Raw genomic sequence first — 14172 nt, forward strand, 5'->3', positions numbered from 1 at the left:
CCACCATGTTCAAGCTCGCTCCCCTCAGTGCCGCTATCGTCCTCGCCCTTGCAGGCCAGGTCATGGCTGCCGACAGCACCTCGACCCAAACTCAAGACGGCAAGGAAAACATTGCCGAAGTGACCCAGACCCTCGCGCCGTTCGCCTCGGCCACCCAGTCGCAGACCGGCAAGGGCCACAATCACCTGGCGGTACAGGCCAACAGCACCAGCGATATCCAACAAAGCGCCAACGGCTCTTACAACGCAGGCTACGCCGAGCAGTTGTTCGAAAATGGCAGCCAGATCACCCAGCAGGCCGGCGGCAGCTATAACGATGCCTTCGCCAGCCAGTCGCTGGGCGAGAACAACCAGTCGCTGCAGACCCAGCAAGGCACTGAAAACCGCTCGACCGTGTGGCAGGACAGCCAGCTGGGCAGCCAGGCCACCACCCAGCAGTCCGGCCAACGCAACGAAGCCTTCGTCGAGCAGACCTTCGGCGGCAGCAACAACCAGAGCATGATCATCCAGGCAGGCGCCGACAACTACGCCGCCGCCGAGCACCTGACGCATAACGACGGCAACATCCAGATCTACCAGGACGGCAAGGAAAACTGGGCTTACGGCGACCAGCGCGACGGCGAGGGTGGCACCATCGGCCTCAGCCAGACCGGTACCGGCAACTCGGTGGAGGTCTGGCAAGACACGCAAGTTGGCAGCCAGGCCAACGTCACCCAGACCGGCCAGCTCAACGAAGGCTACATCGACCAGAGCTTCGGCGACGCTAACAAGGCCACACTCACGCAAAAAGGCAAGGCCAACGCCAGTTGGTCGGACCAGTTCGAGAGCAACAACTCGACCACCACCATTTCGCAGACCGGTAACAACAACCTGCACTACACCTACCAGAACGGCGAAAACCTGAACTTGACCGTGACCACCCAAGGCAACGGCAACAAGATCACCGCCAGCAACTGGAAAGGCGACAAGATGGGCGGCCAGTTCGGCGTCAACCAGACGGCCGTGATCAACCAGTACGGTAACGGTAACGGCGTAAACCTGACGCAGAACGGCGACAACCACCTGGCCACGCTGAACCAGACCGGCAACAACAACGCGATGCAGACCAAGCAGGCCGACAGCAACAACGAACTGTTCTTCGAGCAGAACGGCACCGACAACATCCTGGTCGCCGACCAGCGCGGTACCGACAACTATGCCTTCGGCAGCAGCGAGGGCACCGGCAACGTCATCAACCTGGACCAGTCCGGCTATAGCAACCAGAGCTACACCAACCAGCTCTACGGCAGTGGCAACGAGGCCACCATCAAGCAGACCGACAGCATCAACGTCGCCTACGTGACCCAAGGTGGCCAGGGCAACAAGGCGTTCGTCGACCAGAGCGGCATGGCGCAAACCGCCACCATCAGCCAGCTGGGCAGCGCGAACATGGCCACTGTGACCCAAAAATAACCTGCTCCCCCCTTGAACCGCGGTGCTCACTCTCCCTGGTGCCGCGGTTCCTTTTTTATTGTTTCCCTGCTACCTCACCGCCCTTTGTAGGAGCAGCCTTGTGCTGCGAAGAGGCCGGTGAAAACACAGTAAATTTGCGCTGCTATCACCGGCCTCTTCGCAGCACAAGGCTGCTCCTACACGGGGAGCGCATGAGCCGGGGTAGAATGGAACACCGTAAGCCTGGTGCTGCTTCCATGATCCAGTCCGACCTCGACCTGTTCGGCCCCCAACCGCAACGCCTGGCCAGCCACACCGTGCTGCTGCCCGGCTTCGCCCTGGCCGAGCTCGAGGCCTTGCTAGACGCTTTGCGCCCGGTGCTGCGCGCCGCGCCGTTCCGGCACATGCACACGCCTGGTGGCCTGCACATGGCTGTCGCACTGACCAATTGCGGGGCACTGGGCTGGGTCAGTGACGAGCACGGCTACCGCTACACCCTGACCGACCCGCAGAGTGGCCAACCCTGGCCTGCGCTACCGCCAGTGCTGCTCGGCTTGGCAAACCGCGCTGCGGCCGTCGCCGGTTTCGACGACTTCGTGCCCGACGCTTGCCTGGTCAACCACTACTTGCCAGGCACCCGTTTGAGCTTGCACCAGGACCGTAACGAGCAGGACTTCAGCCAGCCGATCGTGTCGATTTCACTGGGCTTGCCGGCAGTGTTCCTGCTGGGCGGGCTGCAGCGCTCGGACAAGACCCAGCGTGTGCCGTTGAGCCATGGCGATGTGCTGGTGTGGGGCGGTGAGGATCGCTTGCGCTTTCATGGTGTGCTGCCCATCAAACCCGGCGTGCATCCGCGCATGGGCGAGCGGCGGATCAACCTGACCCTGCGCAAAGCGGGCTGATCAGGTAAAAACTTGAACATCCGGGCCTGAAAGGCTTCTAAAGAGGAGCCGCGTCAGCGTTCACAAGGAGCCCATGCCCATGAAAATGCCCGGCCGCGCACCCAATACCTTTGTGCAGCTGGATTACGTACGCGATACGTTGTTCGGCCCGGTCGCCCAGAGCGTGGAATGCCAATGCCAACTCGCCGCCCTCAACCTGCAGGGCCGCCCTGCCCTGCGCTTGCACATCTGCCCGCCGCTGCCCGACAAGGTCGATCGCGCCCACAGCGTGGCGTTCGTCTGGGATGGCCGCACCTACCGCGGGGTGGTGCGTGACCAGGGCAAATGTGGCGATGGCGGGCTGAACCTCCTGCTGGAGCTGCAATAAGGTGATCAACGGCGATCAAATGCGCTGAACCTGCCCGCAACGGCGCGTCTCCATAGAAAAGAGCCCACGCCTTCTGGAGACCGTCATGAACAGTCCACTGCTCAAGCTCTTCACCCGCCCGTCCGATGCCTGGATGGAGATACGCCGCGCCGAAGAGGACCATCCGCAGCAATACCTGCCTCGGCTGCTAGCCCTGGCGCTGATCCCTGCCATTTGCCTGTTTGTCGGCACCACCACGTTCGGCTGGAGCCTGGCCGCCGAAGAACGCGTGCGCCTGAGCATTGGCAGCGCGGCGCAGTTGGCAGGCCTGCTGTACGCAGCCACAGTGGTCGGGGTCATGATCATGGGCGTGATGATTCGCTGGATGTCACGCGGCTTCGATGCGCAACCCAGCCTGCAGCAATGCATCGGCTTTGCCGCTTACTGCGCCACGCCGTGGTTTTTCGCGGGGGTGGTTGGGTTGCTGCCGATTCGCTGGCTGGCCCTGACTGCGCTATTGGCTGCTTCGGCTTATGCCAGCGTGCTGCTGTTTGGCGGGCTGCAGACGTTTCTGCGGTTACGCAAGGAGCAGGCCATGCTGTTCGCCGCCTGTGTGTGGGGGGTTGGGCTGTTGGTGCTGGTAACCATCCTGGTGTCGATGATCCTGTTCTGGTTCAACGGCCTGATGCCGGAATATGTGCGCCCGGCCAGCCTCGGCTGACCGGGACACAAGGTGCAGGCTCAGGCAATCGCCCTTATTGGCGTGGTCGGCTTGTCACGCAGCGCATGCAGCTGCGAAACCAGGTTCACCACGTCGCGGCAACTGTTGAGGTCCTGCAGCGCAACGCCTGTCAGTGTAACGCCCGCTTCGAGGCGCTGCCCCTGGCCCAGGCGGATGGTCAGGTGGGCGCCATCCGCGCAACTGACCTCGCAGCGATCAGGCAGGCAGGCTTGCTCGATCATCTGCCGCATCTCTAGCATTGAAACGCCTATCAACGACATTGTACGACCCTCTCTGTACTGGATGGCCTGTTGTTTAGGTACGCCTTTGCCAGGCATGGTGCCAATTGATATTGCGCATGCTCAGGCGGCCGTCCATGCGCCGGAGCAATGATGGTGCGCGGGATCATCTAGCACCTTAGTGGAAGATCGCAGGCCAGCCAGGACTGTTCGATCGGCTGCACAGAGTTGACGACGAGCGGTCTCAGCTGCCCTCGGCCTGCATCTGCCCGAACCGGCCGGCATGGAAGTCGTCGAACGACTCAGCGATTTCTGCCTGGCTGTTCATCACGAATGGGCCATAGCCAACGATCGGCTCATCGATCGGCTCACCGCTGAGCAGCAGCACACTCGCGCCTTCCAGCGCCTCGAGCACAATGTCCTCACCACCACGCTCGAGCAATACCAGGCTGGCGGGCCCGGCTTCCCGTTCACCGTTGACCCGCACAGTCCCGCGCAGCACCACCAAGGCGGCGTTACGCCCTGCGGCTACGGGCAGTTGCAAGGTCGCTTGAGCATTCAGGCGCAAATCCCAGACATCCATCGCGGTGAAGGTCCGCGCAGGGCCTTGGTGGCCTTGGAATTCACCCGCGATCACCCGCAGGCTGCCACGCTGGTCATCCAGCGCCACCACCGGGATATCCGTGGCAAGCAACGTCTGGTAACCCGCCGCGGCGCGCTTGTCACGTGCGGGCAGGTTGACCCAAAGCTGGACCATTTCGAGTGTGCCACCCGTGCGGGCGAATGCCGGCGAATGGAATTCTTCATGGACAATGCCATTGGCCGCCGTCATCCATTGCACGTCGCCCGGGCCGATCAAGCCACCGGCCCCCGTGGAATCGCGGTGTTCGAGCTCGCCTTGGTAGACGATGGTCACCGTTTCGAAACCACGGTGCGGGTGCTGGCCGACGCCGCGTCGGTCACGTGTAGGGGTGAAGTCGTGGGGGCCGGCGTAGTCCAGCAGCAAGAACGGGCTGATCTGGCGGGCCAGGTCGTCGTAGGTGAACAGGCTGCGCACCGGGAAGCCATCGCCTACCCAGTGGGCGTGGGGGCTGCGGTGAATACCCAGAATCTTTTTCATGAGAAGTCTCCTCTCTTGGCTGGGATCACCTTACCAATGATGCCAATAAGCCGGTAGGCAGCATAAATGGCATGCATCGTCTCACCTATGGAACGACAATGTCACGGTTGCAGGAAGGCCAACACCTGCTCGGCGGCCATGGCCGGGTCCTCCTGCATGAAGCAGTGCCCACCGGCGACCTGCCGCGCGCTCACGTTGGGGTTCAGCGCCGCCAGGCGTTTGACCGAATGTGGCACGAAGGGATAAGTCTGTTCGCCATACAGCACCCGCGTCGGTGTGTGGATCGCGGCCAGGTTTGCCCACATGCGCTTGGGGAACGAACTGAAAATTTCCACCTCGCGGCTGGGCCGGCACTTGAGCACTACCGCCTCGCCACAATCGCCAATGGCATGCTCCACATAGGCCAGCATTGCCGCATCGGTCCAGCCTTTGAAAATGCCGCGCCCCTGCAGCGAGGCCAGTGCCGCCTCACGATCAGGCCAATGGCTGCGGCGGTTAGCCGCCTTGCGCGCCAAGGCATGGCGTTGATGCAGGCCGACCAGCGCAGCCGCGCCCATCACACCGATCATACGGCGGCTGAACAGCACCGGGTCAAGTAGTACGGCCCGCTCGAACAGCGTGGGTGCGCTGGCCAGGATCAGCCCCGTGAGCACGCCACCAAAGCTGTGCCCGAGGGCGAAGCGCGGCACCTCGCCATACTCGCCACGCCCGCTTTCGAACGCCTCCACCGCCAGTTCAGCGGTGCGGTTCCACCCGCGAAACACCCCGCCATGGTCGCTGTCACCATGGCCTTGCACATCACACAGCCACAGGTCGAAATGCTCGCCCAGGCGCACCAGCAACGGCTGGTACGCCAGGCAGCAGAAGCCGTTGCCGTGCAGAAAATGCAGCAAAGGCTTGCCACTGGCGGGTGTGCGCCACCCGCGCAAGGTGAAGCCTTCGGGGCATAGGTGTGACCAGGGGATCAACTGCATCGGCTTGCTGTACTCATCGGTCTATGAAAACGCCGATTCTACAAACAGCAGCGGGTAGAGTGAAATCACCAGCAGTAAGGCCATCAGGACATTGAACAGCATCAGCCAGCGCGGGTTCTGCAACAGGTTGCGCAAAGCGCTGCCAAACATGACCCAGACCCCGACGCTGGGCAGGTTGACCAGGGCGAACAGCGCGGCGATGACGACCACGTTCATCACGTAGCCCTGGGCCGGTGTATAGGTAGTGATGGCCCCCACCGCCATCACCCAGGCCTTGGGGTTGACCCACTGAAATGCGGCGGCGCCCCAGAACCCCAGCGGCTTGCGGGCCTTGGTCGAATCCGTACCGATTGGCCCCGAGGTCGCGATTTTCCACGCCAGGTACAGCAAGTAGGCCGCGCCGGTGTAACGCAGCACGGTGTACAACGGCGGCCACGCCTTGAACACCTCGCCCAGGCCCAAACCGACGGCCAGCACCATGACCATGAAGCCAATGCTGATGCCCATGGCGTGCGGGATCGAGCGACGCACGCCGAAGTTCACACCCGAGGCGAGCAGCATGGTGTTGTTCGGCCCCGGGGTGATGGAAGATACGAAGGCAAACAGCACGAACGCTGTAAGCAGGTCGGCAGAGGCAAGCATGGCAGGCATTCCACAATCATTATTGGTGCTGTCACACTAACGGAGTCGCCCTGCCTTGCGACCGGTACAGTTTTGCTAAATTAAATAGATACAAATACTGTACTGTTCTCATCCCGTTCAAGGAAGCCCGCCCCATGAGCCTCACTATCCGCCCCGCGGTGCGTACCGACGCCGCGCAGATTCTTGCCTTCATCACCGAGCTTGCCGACTACGAACGTGCGCGCCACGAGGTGATCGCCTCGGTTGCCGATATCGAGCGCAGCCTGTTCGACGAGGGCAGTACAGTGCACAGCCTGATCTGCGAGCGGGATGGCCAGGCGATCGGTTTTGCCGTGTATTTCTACAGTTATTCGACGTGGCTGGGGCGTAACGGGATTTATCTGGAAGACTTGTACGTCACGCCCGAGCAGCGCGGCGATGGTGCCGGGCGCACATTGCTGCGGCACATTGCCCGCGAGGCCGTGGAGAACGGCTGTGGGCGCCTGGAATGGAGTGTGCTGGACTGGAACGAACCCGCGATCGGGTTCTACCAGTCGCTGGGGGCCGAAGCGCAGGCTGAGTGGGTTAAATATCGGCTGGATGGCGAGAAGTTGTTGGCGTTTGCCCAAGGTTGACCCCAAATACCGCCGAATTCCCCCTGTAGGAGCAGCCTTGTGCTGCGAAGAGGCCGGTAAGGCTCATAGAAATAGTGTGGCAACACCGGCCTCTTCGCAGCACAAGGCTGCTCCTACCAGGGCAATGAAAGCCGAACGTTGTGTTTGGCTCAGTTCCGTCGCCACACCGCCCCGGCAATATCCACCCGCTTGGGCAGCACCTTGTTCTGGAAAAACAGCTCCGCCGTGCGCTGCTGCGCTGCCACGATCTCATCGCTCACCGGTATCACCGGCGACGCCGGCCGATGGCTGAAGCTGCGCCGCACCACCGCCTCCGGCAAGCCCATGAACTGTGCAAGTAACTGGATGCTCCCGGCTTCGTCACTGCGCGTAAGCGCCTCGGCCTGGCTGATCACATCGAGTAGCTGACCGACAAACGCCCCGTTGGCCTCGACGTACTCACGCGCCCCCAGCATGAAAGGCCCGATCAAGCCCAGCCCTTGGCCATCGGCCAACAGCCGCGCCTTGCCCTCCAGGTCGATGGCCGAATAGAACGGGTCCCAGATCGCCCAGGCGTCCACGCTGCCGCGCTCGAACGCCGCACGCGCATCGGCAGGTGCCAGGTACACCGGCTGCACATCGCGGATGCTCAACCCGGCCTTGGCCAGGCTGCGCAGCAACAGGTTGTGCGCACTCGAGCCTTTCTGCAGGGCAATCCGTTTGCCCTTGAGGTCGCCAACGCTGGCCACCGGGCTGTCTTTCGGTACCAGAATCACCTCGGCCTGCGGCTTGGGCGGTTCAGCGCCGATGTACAGCAGGTCGGCGCCGGCCGCCTGGGCGAAGATCGGCGGAATATCACCGGTCGAACCGATGTCGAGGCTGCCTATGTTCAAGGCTTCTAGCATTTGCGGGCCGGCCGGAAACTCGATCCACTCAACCTGGGTGTGAGTAAAGCGCTGCTCCAGAAGGCGATGCTGCTTGGCCAGGACCAGGCTGATCGAGCCCTTCTGATAGCCAATGCGCAACGTCGCAGGGTCTGCCGCGTGGGCAGCACCGGCCAAGCTCAGCAGTAACAGGACGGCAAGGCGTAGCACACGCATGGGTCATTCCTTCCAGTCGGTCGAGGGTTTCTCCCAGAGGTTGATTCCGCCTTCCACGGCGTATTGGTCGATGGCCGCCAACTCCTCGGGGCTGAACGCCAGGTTATCGAGTGCGGCCACGTTCTCGATGATTTGCTCGGGCCGGCTTGCACCAATCAGTGCCGAACTCACGCGCGGGTCGCGCAAGGTCCACGCCAGGGCCAGTTGCGCCAAGCTCTGGCCTCGACCCCGGGCGATTTCATTGAGGGCGCGGGCGCGGGCAATGTTGTCTGGCGACAGGTGCTGGGGCAGCAACGAGCCACCGCCGGCGCGGTTGACGCGGGCATCGGTGGGAATGCCGTTCAGGTACTTGTCGCTGAGCAGGCCTTGGGCCAGCGCCGTGAACACGATCACCCCGGCCCCGAGCGCATCAGTGGTGGCCAGCAGGTCACGCTCGATCCAGCGGTTGAACAGGTTGTACGAAGGCTGGTGGATCAGCAGCGGTACCTTCAACTCGGCCAGCAGCGCCGCAATCTCAGCCGTCTTGCCCGCCGAATAGGACGAAATGCCGACATACAGCGCCTTGCCCTGACGCACGATGTCGGCCAGGGCAATGGCGGTTTCCTCCAGCGGCGTGTCGGCATCGAAACGGTGCGAATAGAAGATGTCGACGTAGTCCAGGCCCAGGCGCTGCAGGCTCTGGTCGAGGCTGCTGATCAGGTACTTGCGCGAACTGCCGCCCTGCCCGTACGGCCCTGGCCACATGTCCCAGCCCGCCTTGCTCGATATGATCAGTTCGTCGCGGTAGCTGCGCAGGTCTTCACGCAGCAGCCGGCCGAAGTTGGTCTCGGCGCTGCCGTAGGGCGGGCCGTAGTTGTTGGCCAGGTCGAAGTGGTTGATGCCCGCATCGAATGCGGTGCGCAGCAACGCGCGTTGGGTATCGATAGGCGTCGCATCACCAAAGTTGTGCCACAGGCCCAGGGACAGGGCCGGCAACACCAGGCCGCTGCGGCCGACACGGCGATAAGGCATGCGCGCGTAGCGCTCGGGGTGGGCGGCGTAGCTCATGGTTGACCTCGTTCGGTAAAGAAGGGATTGGCAGGGCGCTGCAGCCCCAGGTGTTCACGCAGGGTGCGGCCTTGGTACTGGCGGCGGAACAGCCCGCGGCGCTGCAGCTCGGGCACGACCAGGTTGGCGAAATCCTCCAGCCCCAGGGGCAGGTGCGGCACCAGCACATTGAAGCCATCGGCGGCACGGCCCTCGAACCAGGCCTGCAGTTCATCGGCGATGTGGGCCGGGGTGCCGACCAGGCTGTAGTGCCCTCGCCCGCCGGCGATGCGCCGGCCAAGCTGGGCGAGTGTCAGTTGCTGGTTGCCGGCAAGTTCGGTGAGCAGTTGCTGGCGGCTGCGCTGGCCATCTTCGGTGGGCGGCAGTTCGGGCAGCGGGCCGTCGAGTGGGTAACCGGAAAGGTCGAAATTGCCGAGCATGCGCCCGAGCAAACCAACCCCGACGCGCGGGTCGACCAGTTCCTGAAACTGCTGGTACTTCTCTTCGGCTTCAGCCTGGCTATGCCCAACCACCACAAACACGCCAGGCATGATCTTCAGCGAATCCTCGCCCCGCCCGTAAGCGGCCAGCCGGCCCTTGAGGTCGGCGTAGAACGCCTGGGCGCGGGCCAGGCTCGGTTGCGCGGTAAACACCACCTCGGCACTGTGCGCGGCCAGCTCGCGGCCGGTTTCCGAGGAGCCCGCCTGAACCAGCACCGGCCGCCCCTGGGGCGAGCGGGCGACGTTCAGCGGGCCTTTCACGCGAAAGTGCTCGCCTGCGTGATCCAGGGCACGCACCCCATCAGGACGGTGGAACAGCCCACCGGCCTTGTCGTGCACGAAGGCGTCGTCAGCCCAGCTGTCCCACAGGCCCTGTACCACCTGCTGAAACTCCCGGGCTCGGGCGTAACGCTCGGCATGCGGGATATGCACCTGGCGGCCGAAGTTGCCCGCTTCGGCCGCCGCATCCGAGGTGACCAGGTTCCAGCCAGCGCGGCCGCCGGACAGGTGATCGAGCGAGGCGAACTTGCGTGCTACATGGTACGGCTCGTTGTAGCTGGTGGTGGCGGTGGCGATCAGGCCGATGCGCTCGGTAACGGCACTTAACGCCGACAACAGGGTAAGCGGTTCGAAATAGGTAGAGCGTGCACTGTGGCTGGCCAGGGCGTCGGTGGGCGCGGCGACGCTGTCGGCGACGAACAACGCGTCGAAACAAGCCGCTTCGGCGATCTGCGCGGCGCGGCGGTAGCTGCTGAAGTCCATGGGGTCAGCCGGTACGTCCGGGTGGCGCCAGGCGGCCACGTGGTGCCCGGTGGCCATGAGGAAGGCGCCCAGGCTCAGTTGACGGCTCATGTCGATCTCCTTGATGGGGTTGTCGCTGCGCTCTTGTAGGAGCAGCCTTGTGCTGCGAAGAGGCCTGTAACGCCACAGCCTCTGTATAAGCCGTACCGGCCTCTTCGCAGCACAAGGCTGCTCCTACACAGGTCATGCGCAGGATTCGAGTGACTCAAAAATCCTTGCGCAACTGCACGCCGAAGTAGCGCCCGTCGTCGCGTGGTACGGAGCGGTAGATGTAATCGCCACCGCTGGCCAGCATCTGCGCATACGACTTGTCACCCAGGTTTTTGCCCAGCAGTGCCACACGCCAGCCGTCGTTGTAGTCGGCCAGGGCAATGCTGGCGTTCCAGATGCCGTAGGCGCCCTGCACGGTGTCCGGGTTCTGGTCCAGGCTGAACTGCACCGAATCCTGCCAGCTGTAGTCGCTGGAAAGCTCGACATCCAGGCCGTTGTCCAGCGGGATCACGTAGTCGGCACGCACGTAGGTCTTCCAGTCCGGGGTAAACGGCAGGTGGCCACCGTCGATGTTGCAGTTGGCCGCGGCCCCTGCCGGGCAGTTGAAGTGGTCGACACGGGCCTTGGTGTAGGCCACGGCAGTACTCAACTTCAGCTGCGACGTCGCCTGGAAACTGGCATCCAGTTCCACGCCCTGGGTCTTGACCTTGCCGGCGTTGACCAAGCGCGTTACCACCTGATTGGCCACCGTGTCGAAGAAGTTGGCCTGGTAGTCGTCGTAGTCGGTGTGGAACACCGCCAGGTTGGCGGTCAGCCGGTTGTCCAGCGCCGTGCTCTTCAGGCCGACTTCATAAGCGTCGGAGGTTTCAGGCTTGAGGGCGCCGGTGTCGCGCGGCTGCATGTTGAAGAACACGTTGTAGGCCGGGCCTTTGTAGCCACGCGAATAGGTGACGTAGCCGGTGAGGTTGTCGTTGAAGTCGTATTGCAGGCCGGTGCGCCCGCTCCAACCGTCCTCGTCCACCGAGCCGGAACTGGCGGTCGAAGGCTGGATGCCGGTGACCGCGGTGGCCGAGCTGGAGACCCGGCGGTGGTCGTACTCCAGGTCGTCGTGGGTCCAGCGCAGGCCGAAGATGGCGCGCAAGTCGTCGGTGAAGTTGAAGGTGTTCTCACCGAACAGCGCAACGCTGTCGTTGGTCGTTGAGTAATCTGCCCGCCCCGTGTTGGCCACGCCGCCGTTGACCGACAGGCGCTGGTAGGTTTCGTTGGACGTGCCGTGCATGTAGAAGGCGCCGAGCACGTACTCGTTGAACTGCCCTTTGGGCGAGGTCAGGCGAAACTCCTGGCTGTACTGGTCGTAGTCCACCGTGCCCTTGTCATGGGACGCGGTCACGGGGAGCAACGCACGGCGGTCGCCGTCCTGGTACTGGGTGTTGTCCCAGCCGCGCCAGGCGCTGATCGAGGTCAGGGTGTAGTCACCCAGCTGCCAATCAAGCTGGGCCGACAAGCCTTGGTTCTCGTCTTCGACGTGGGTTTTGAAGTCACTGTTGATATCGCGGTTGTGCGCGCTAGGGGTGACTGGGCGCAGTTGGTTGGCAAATGCTGTACTGGCGCTTGTGATCACACCGCTGGGGAGTGTGTCTTCACCTTTCATGTAGTCAGCGATCAAGGTCAGGCGCAGGTCTTCGTTGGGTTCGAATTCCAGCTTGCCGCGGGCACCTTTGCGCTGATAACCATTGACGTCGTGGCCATTGGCAACGTTTTCGACATTGCCGTCGTAATCGCCCCACAAGGTGCTCAGCGAGCCCTTGAACTGTTCGCTGAGCCGCCCACCAATGCCGAAGCGCAGGCGGTTTTCATCGCCGCCGCCAAAGTGCGAGTAATCCACGTAGCCGCGGGTTTGCTCGGGGATGGCCTTGCTGACCACGTTCAGCACGCCGGCCGACGCGTTCTTGCCGAACAGCGTGCCCTGCGGGCCACGCAGCATTTCGATGCGCTCCAGGTCGAGCAGGTCGAGGGTAGATTGGCCCGGCCGCCCGAACACCACGCCATCGACCACGGTAGCCACGGTGGGCTCGACGCCTGGGGAGGTCGAAATGGTGCCTACGCCCCGGATGAACAGCGAGGTGTCCTTGTTCGAGGCGCCTGCCCGGTAGTTGAGTGTCGGCACCTGCTGGACAATGCTGGCCACGTTGTTGCGGTTGTCACGTTCGAGCTGCTCGCCATCGATCACCGAAACCGCCACCGGGACTTCCTGCAGGCTGGCTTCACGGCGTGTGGCCGTGACCGTCACCGCGCCGAGGGCCGTCGCTTGCGGCGCGCTCTCGGCAGGTTCGGCAGCCTGGGCGCCCTGGCCGAACGCGGCCAACAAAATGGCCGCTGCCAGCGGCCGGCGTTGTGTAGTAGGAAACGGAGTTGTCTGCATGCTGCTCACTGCCTTATGGGACCAGACCAGGCCCACGTTCACGGGCCGACACGGAGGGTGCTGTGGTTGTCTGGTCTCGCTCGTGCGAGTGGCAGGCGCTTGCCAACAGCAGCGCTTGTTAGCGCTAACATGAGCAAGTATCAGAGGGCGCTGCTTAGCACGTCAAATACTTAAAAGTCAGATTGATATGCAATAAAGCTATTTGCCAGGCGCCATTGCGTTAGCGCTACCATCGCGCCATTTCCCGATGAGGCGACCCTGTGAGCCAAGCCAAGGATTCCCCCCGAAAGCGCCGTGGTGCAGGCCGCGCCACCCTGGCCGACGTGGCGCGCGCGGCAGACGTATCGGCGATCAGCGTGTCGCGTTACTTCAACCAGCCTGAACAGGTTTCACCGCCTCTGCGCGAGCGCATAGAAGCCGCTGTGCAGGCGCTGGGCTACGTTCCCAACCTGGTCGCCGGGGGCCTCGCCTCGGCGCGCGGGCGTATTGTCGGCATGGTGATCCCGAACATCTCGGGGCCGATCTTTGCCCAGACCATCCAGGCCTTCAGCGACACCCTAAGCCGCCATGGCTATCAGTTGCTGCTGGCGTCCAGCTACTTCAGCGAAGAACAGGAAGAGAGTGCGGTGCGTGCGTTCCTCGGCTGGTCGCCGGCGGCGCTGGTGGTCACCAGCCATTTCCACAGCCCGGCGACTGAAAAGATGCTGGCCGAAGCTGACGTGCCCGTGGTCGAGATCTGGGATTACCGCCCCGAGCGGGCGCCGTTGCAGGTCGGTTTTCTGCATCACCAAGTCGGCGTGCAGGCGTGCCGCTACTTGCTGGAAAAAGGGCATCGACGCATCGCCTTCGTACAGAACAGCGCGGCCGGCGACCTGAGCGCGTTGGAGCGGCGTGACGGGTACATCGAGGCCTTGGCCGAGGCCGGTCTTGAACCCTGGGTATTCGTGCCCTCCGCCGATTGCGCGCCGTTCGAGGCAGGCAAACAGGCAATGGAGGCGCTGATCCGCCGCACGCCACACCCCGAGGCGATCATCTTTGCCAATGACAACCTGGCTGCCGGCGCCGTGTTGGCTGGCCAACGTGCGGGGCTGCGGCTACCGGATGACGTGGCGATCGTCGGCTTTGGCGACTACCCCTTCGCCGACATGCTGCTGCCCAGCCTGACCACGTTGCGGCCGCCCTCGCGGGAGATTGGCGAGGTGGCGGCCTTGCGCGTCCTGCAACACCTGGGCGCCATCGCGCATGAGGGTGAAGTGCAACGGTTGAACCTGCTCGCCTGTGAACTGGTAGCCCGCGAAAGCGCCTGACGGCAAGGCACTGATGCATCGGGCGCTGTGACAATCCGCACAATGAGGATTATTCTTC

General features: G+C 63.3%; 14 protein-coding genes. 6 read left to right on the forward strand and 8 right to left on the reverse strand.

The window, feature by feature from the left end:
* Positions 1 to 5 precede the first annotated feature (5 nt).
* The 4 genes from D886_RS0107770 to D886_RS0107785 all read left to right on the forward strand — a co-directional run bounded on the left by D886_RS0107770 (position 6) and on the right by D886_RS0107785 (position 3399).
* Positions 6 to 1451, forward strand: coding sequence for a curlin (locus D886_RS0107770; protein WP_027593363.1), 1446 nt, complete (start codon positions 6 to 8; stop codon positions 1449 to 1451).
* Between the two features lie 236 nt (positions 1452 to 1687).
* Complete coding sequence (alkB, locus tag D886_RS0107775; RefSeq protein WP_027593364.1) at positions 1688 to 2332, forward strand: DNA oxidative demethylase AlkB; 645 nt, start codon at positions 1688 to 1690, stop codon at positions 2330 to 2332.
* Positions 2333 to 2411: 79 nt separating this feature from the next.
* A complete protein-coding gene (locus D886_RS0107780; RefSeq protein ID WP_027593365.1) occupies positions 2412 to 2699 on the forward strand; it encodes a hypothetical protein in 288 nt (95 codons plus the stop codon).
* 85 nt (positions 2700 to 2784) lie between these two features.
* Complete coding sequence (locus D886_RS0107785) at positions 2785 to 3399, forward strand: Yip1 family protein (protein WP_027593366.1); 615 nt, start codon at positions 2785 to 2787, stop codon at positions 3397 to 3399.
* A gap of 20 nt (positions 3400 to 3419) precedes the next feature.
* Here the strand turns inward: D886_RS0107785 and D886_RS0107790 are convergent, their stop codons facing one another.
* The 4 genes from D886_RS0107790 to D886_RS0107805 form a co-directional block, all read right to left on the reverse strand.
* Complete coding sequence (locus D886_RS0107790; RefSeq protein WP_027593367.1) at positions 3420 to 3680, reverse strand: DUF1652 domain-containing protein; 261 nt, start codon at positions 3678 to 3680, stop codon at positions 3420 to 3422.
* Between the two features lie 202 nt (positions 3681 to 3882).
* A complete protein-coding gene (locus D886_RS0107795) occupies positions 3883 to 4758 on the reverse strand; it encodes a pirin family protein (RefSeq protein ID WP_027593368.1) in 876 nt (291 codons plus the stop codon).
* Positions 4759 to 4859: 101 nt separating this feature from the next.
* The gene (locus D886_RS0107800) at positions 4860 to 5732 is read right to left on the reverse strand and encodes an alpha/beta fold hydrolase (protein WP_027593369.1); all 873 of its coding nucleotides are present in this window, start codon (positions 5730 to 5732) and stop codon (positions 4860 to 4862) included.
* A gap of 21 nt (positions 5733 to 5753) precedes the next feature.
* Complete coding sequence (locus tag D886_RS0107805) at positions 5754 to 6383, reverse strand: LysE family translocator (RefSeq protein ID WP_027593370.1); 630 nt, start codon at positions 6381 to 6383, stop codon at positions 5754 to 5756.
* A gap of 125 nt (positions 6384 to 6508) precedes the next feature.
* On the opposite strand from D886_RS0107805, the gene D886_RS0107810 reads away from it, so the two are divergent.
* Positions 6509 to 6988 carry a GNAT family N-acetyltransferase gene (locus tag D886_RS0107810; protein ID WP_027593371.1) on the forward strand — a complete coding sequence of 160 codons (480 nt, stop codon included), beginning with the start codon at positions 6509 to 6511 and terminating at the stop codon, positions 6986 to 6988.
* A gap of 149 nt (positions 6989 to 7137) precedes the next feature.
* On the opposite strand, the gene D886_RS0107815 is transcribed toward D886_RS0107810, so the two are convergent.
* The 4 genes from D886_RS0107815 to D886_RS0107830 all read right to left on the reverse strand — a co-directional run bounded on the left by D886_RS0107815 (position 7138) and on the right by D886_RS0107830 (position 12807).
* Positions 7138 to 8067 (reverse strand): aliphatic sulfonate ABC transporter substrate-binding protein, encoded by a 930-nt coding sequence (locus D886_RS0107815; protein ID WP_027593372.1) that lies wholly within the window; start codon positions 8065 to 8067, stop codon positions 7138 to 7140.
* A gap of 3 nt (positions 8068 to 8070) precedes the next feature.
* Entirely contained in the window at positions 8071 to 9114 is a 1044-nt protein-coding gene (gene mgrA, locus D886_RS0107820) for an L-glyceraldehyde 3-phosphate reductase (protein WP_027593373.1), read from the reverse strand.
* Positions 9111 to 10445 (reverse strand): LLM class flavin-dependent oxidoreductase, encoded by a 1335-nt coding sequence (locus D886_RS0107825; protein ID WP_027593374.1) that lies wholly within the window; start codon positions 10443 to 10445, stop codon positions 9111 to 9113. The genes mgrA and D886_RS0107825 overlap by 4 nt, the downstream gene beginning before the upstream one ends.
* A 154-nt stretch (positions 10446 to 10599) precedes the next feature.
* Positions 10600 to 12807 carry a TonB-dependent receptor gene (locus D886_RS0107830; RefSeq protein ID WP_033694018.1) on the reverse strand — a complete coding sequence of 736 codons (2208 nt, stop codon included), beginning with the start codon at positions 12805 to 12807 and terminating at the stop codon, positions 10600 to 10602.
* 260 nt (positions 12808 to 13067) lie between these two features.
* On the opposite strand from D886_RS0107830, the gene D886_RS0107835 reads away from it, so the two are divergent.
* Entirely contained in the window at positions 13068 to 14114 is a 1047-nt protein-coding gene (locus D886_RS0107835; protein ID WP_027593376.1) for a LacI family DNA-binding transcriptional regulator, read from the forward strand.
* Positions 14115 to 14172 lie beyond the last annotated feature (58 nt).

Source organism: Pseudomonas sp. LAIL14HWK12:I7 (assembly GCF_000483465.1).
Lineage (GTDB): Bacteria > Pseudomonadota > Gammaproteobacteria > Pseudomonadales > Pseudomonadaceae > Aquipseudomonas > Aquipseudomonas kermanshahensis.

What these genes read in the sequence shown, in the direction of transcription:
- D886_RS0107815 (WP_027593372.1), bottom strand. Translation starts at nt 8,067, where the DNA reads ATGCGTGTGCTACGCCTTGCCGTCCTGTTACTGCTGAGCTTGGCCGGT.
- D886_RS0107805 (WP_027593370.1), bottom strand. Translation starts at nt 6,383, where the DNA reads ATGCCTGCCATGCTTGCCTCTGCCGACCTGCTTACAGCGTTCGTGCTG.
- alkB (WP_027593364.1), top strand. Translation starts at nt 1,688, where the DNA reads ATGATCCAGTCCGACCTCGACCTGTTCGGCCCCCAACCGCAACGCCTG.
- D886_RS0107780 (WP_027593365.1), top strand. Translation starts at nt 2,412, where the DNA reads ATGAAAATGCCCGGCCGCGCACCCAATACCTTTGTGCAGCTGGATTAC.
- mgrA (WP_027593373.1), bottom strand. Translation starts at nt 9,114, where the DNA reads ATGAGCTACGCCGCCCACCCCGAGCGCTACGCGCGCATGCCTTATCGC.
- D886_RS0107785 (WP_027593366.1), top strand. Translation starts at nt 2,785, where the DNA reads ATGAACAGTCCACTGCTCAAGCTCTTCACCCGCCCGTCCGATGCCTGG.
- D886_RS0107790 (WP_027593367.1), bottom strand. Translation starts at nt 3,680, where the DNA reads ATGTCGTTGATAGGCGTTTCAATGCTAGAGATGCGGCAGATGATCGAG.
- D886_RS0107795 (WP_027593368.1), bottom strand. Translation starts at nt 4,758, where the DNA reads ATGAAAAAGATTCTGGGTATTCACCGCAGCCCCCACGCCCACTGGGTA.
- D886_RS0107810 (WP_027593371.1), top strand. Translation starts at nt 6,509, where the DNA reads ATGAGCCTCACTATCCGCCCCGCGGTGCGTACCGACGCCGCGCAGATT.
- D886_RS0107825 (WP_027593374.1), bottom strand. Translation starts at nt 10,445, where the DNA reads ATGAGCCGTCAACTGAGCCTGGGCGCCTTCCTCATGGCCACCGGGCAC.
- D886_RS0107800 (WP_027593369.1), bottom strand. Translation starts at nt 5,732, where the DNA reads ATGCAGTTGATCCCCTGGTCACACCTATGCCCCGAAGGCTTCACCTTG.
- D886_RS0107830 (WP_033694018.1), bottom strand. Translation starts at nt 12,807, where the DNA reads ATGCAGACAACTCCGTTTCCTACTACACAACGCCGGCCGCTGGCAGCG.
- D886_RS0107770 (WP_027593363.1), top strand. Translation starts at nt 6, where the DNA reads ATGTTCAAGCTCGCTCCCCTCAGTGCCGCTATCGTCCTCGCCCTTGCA.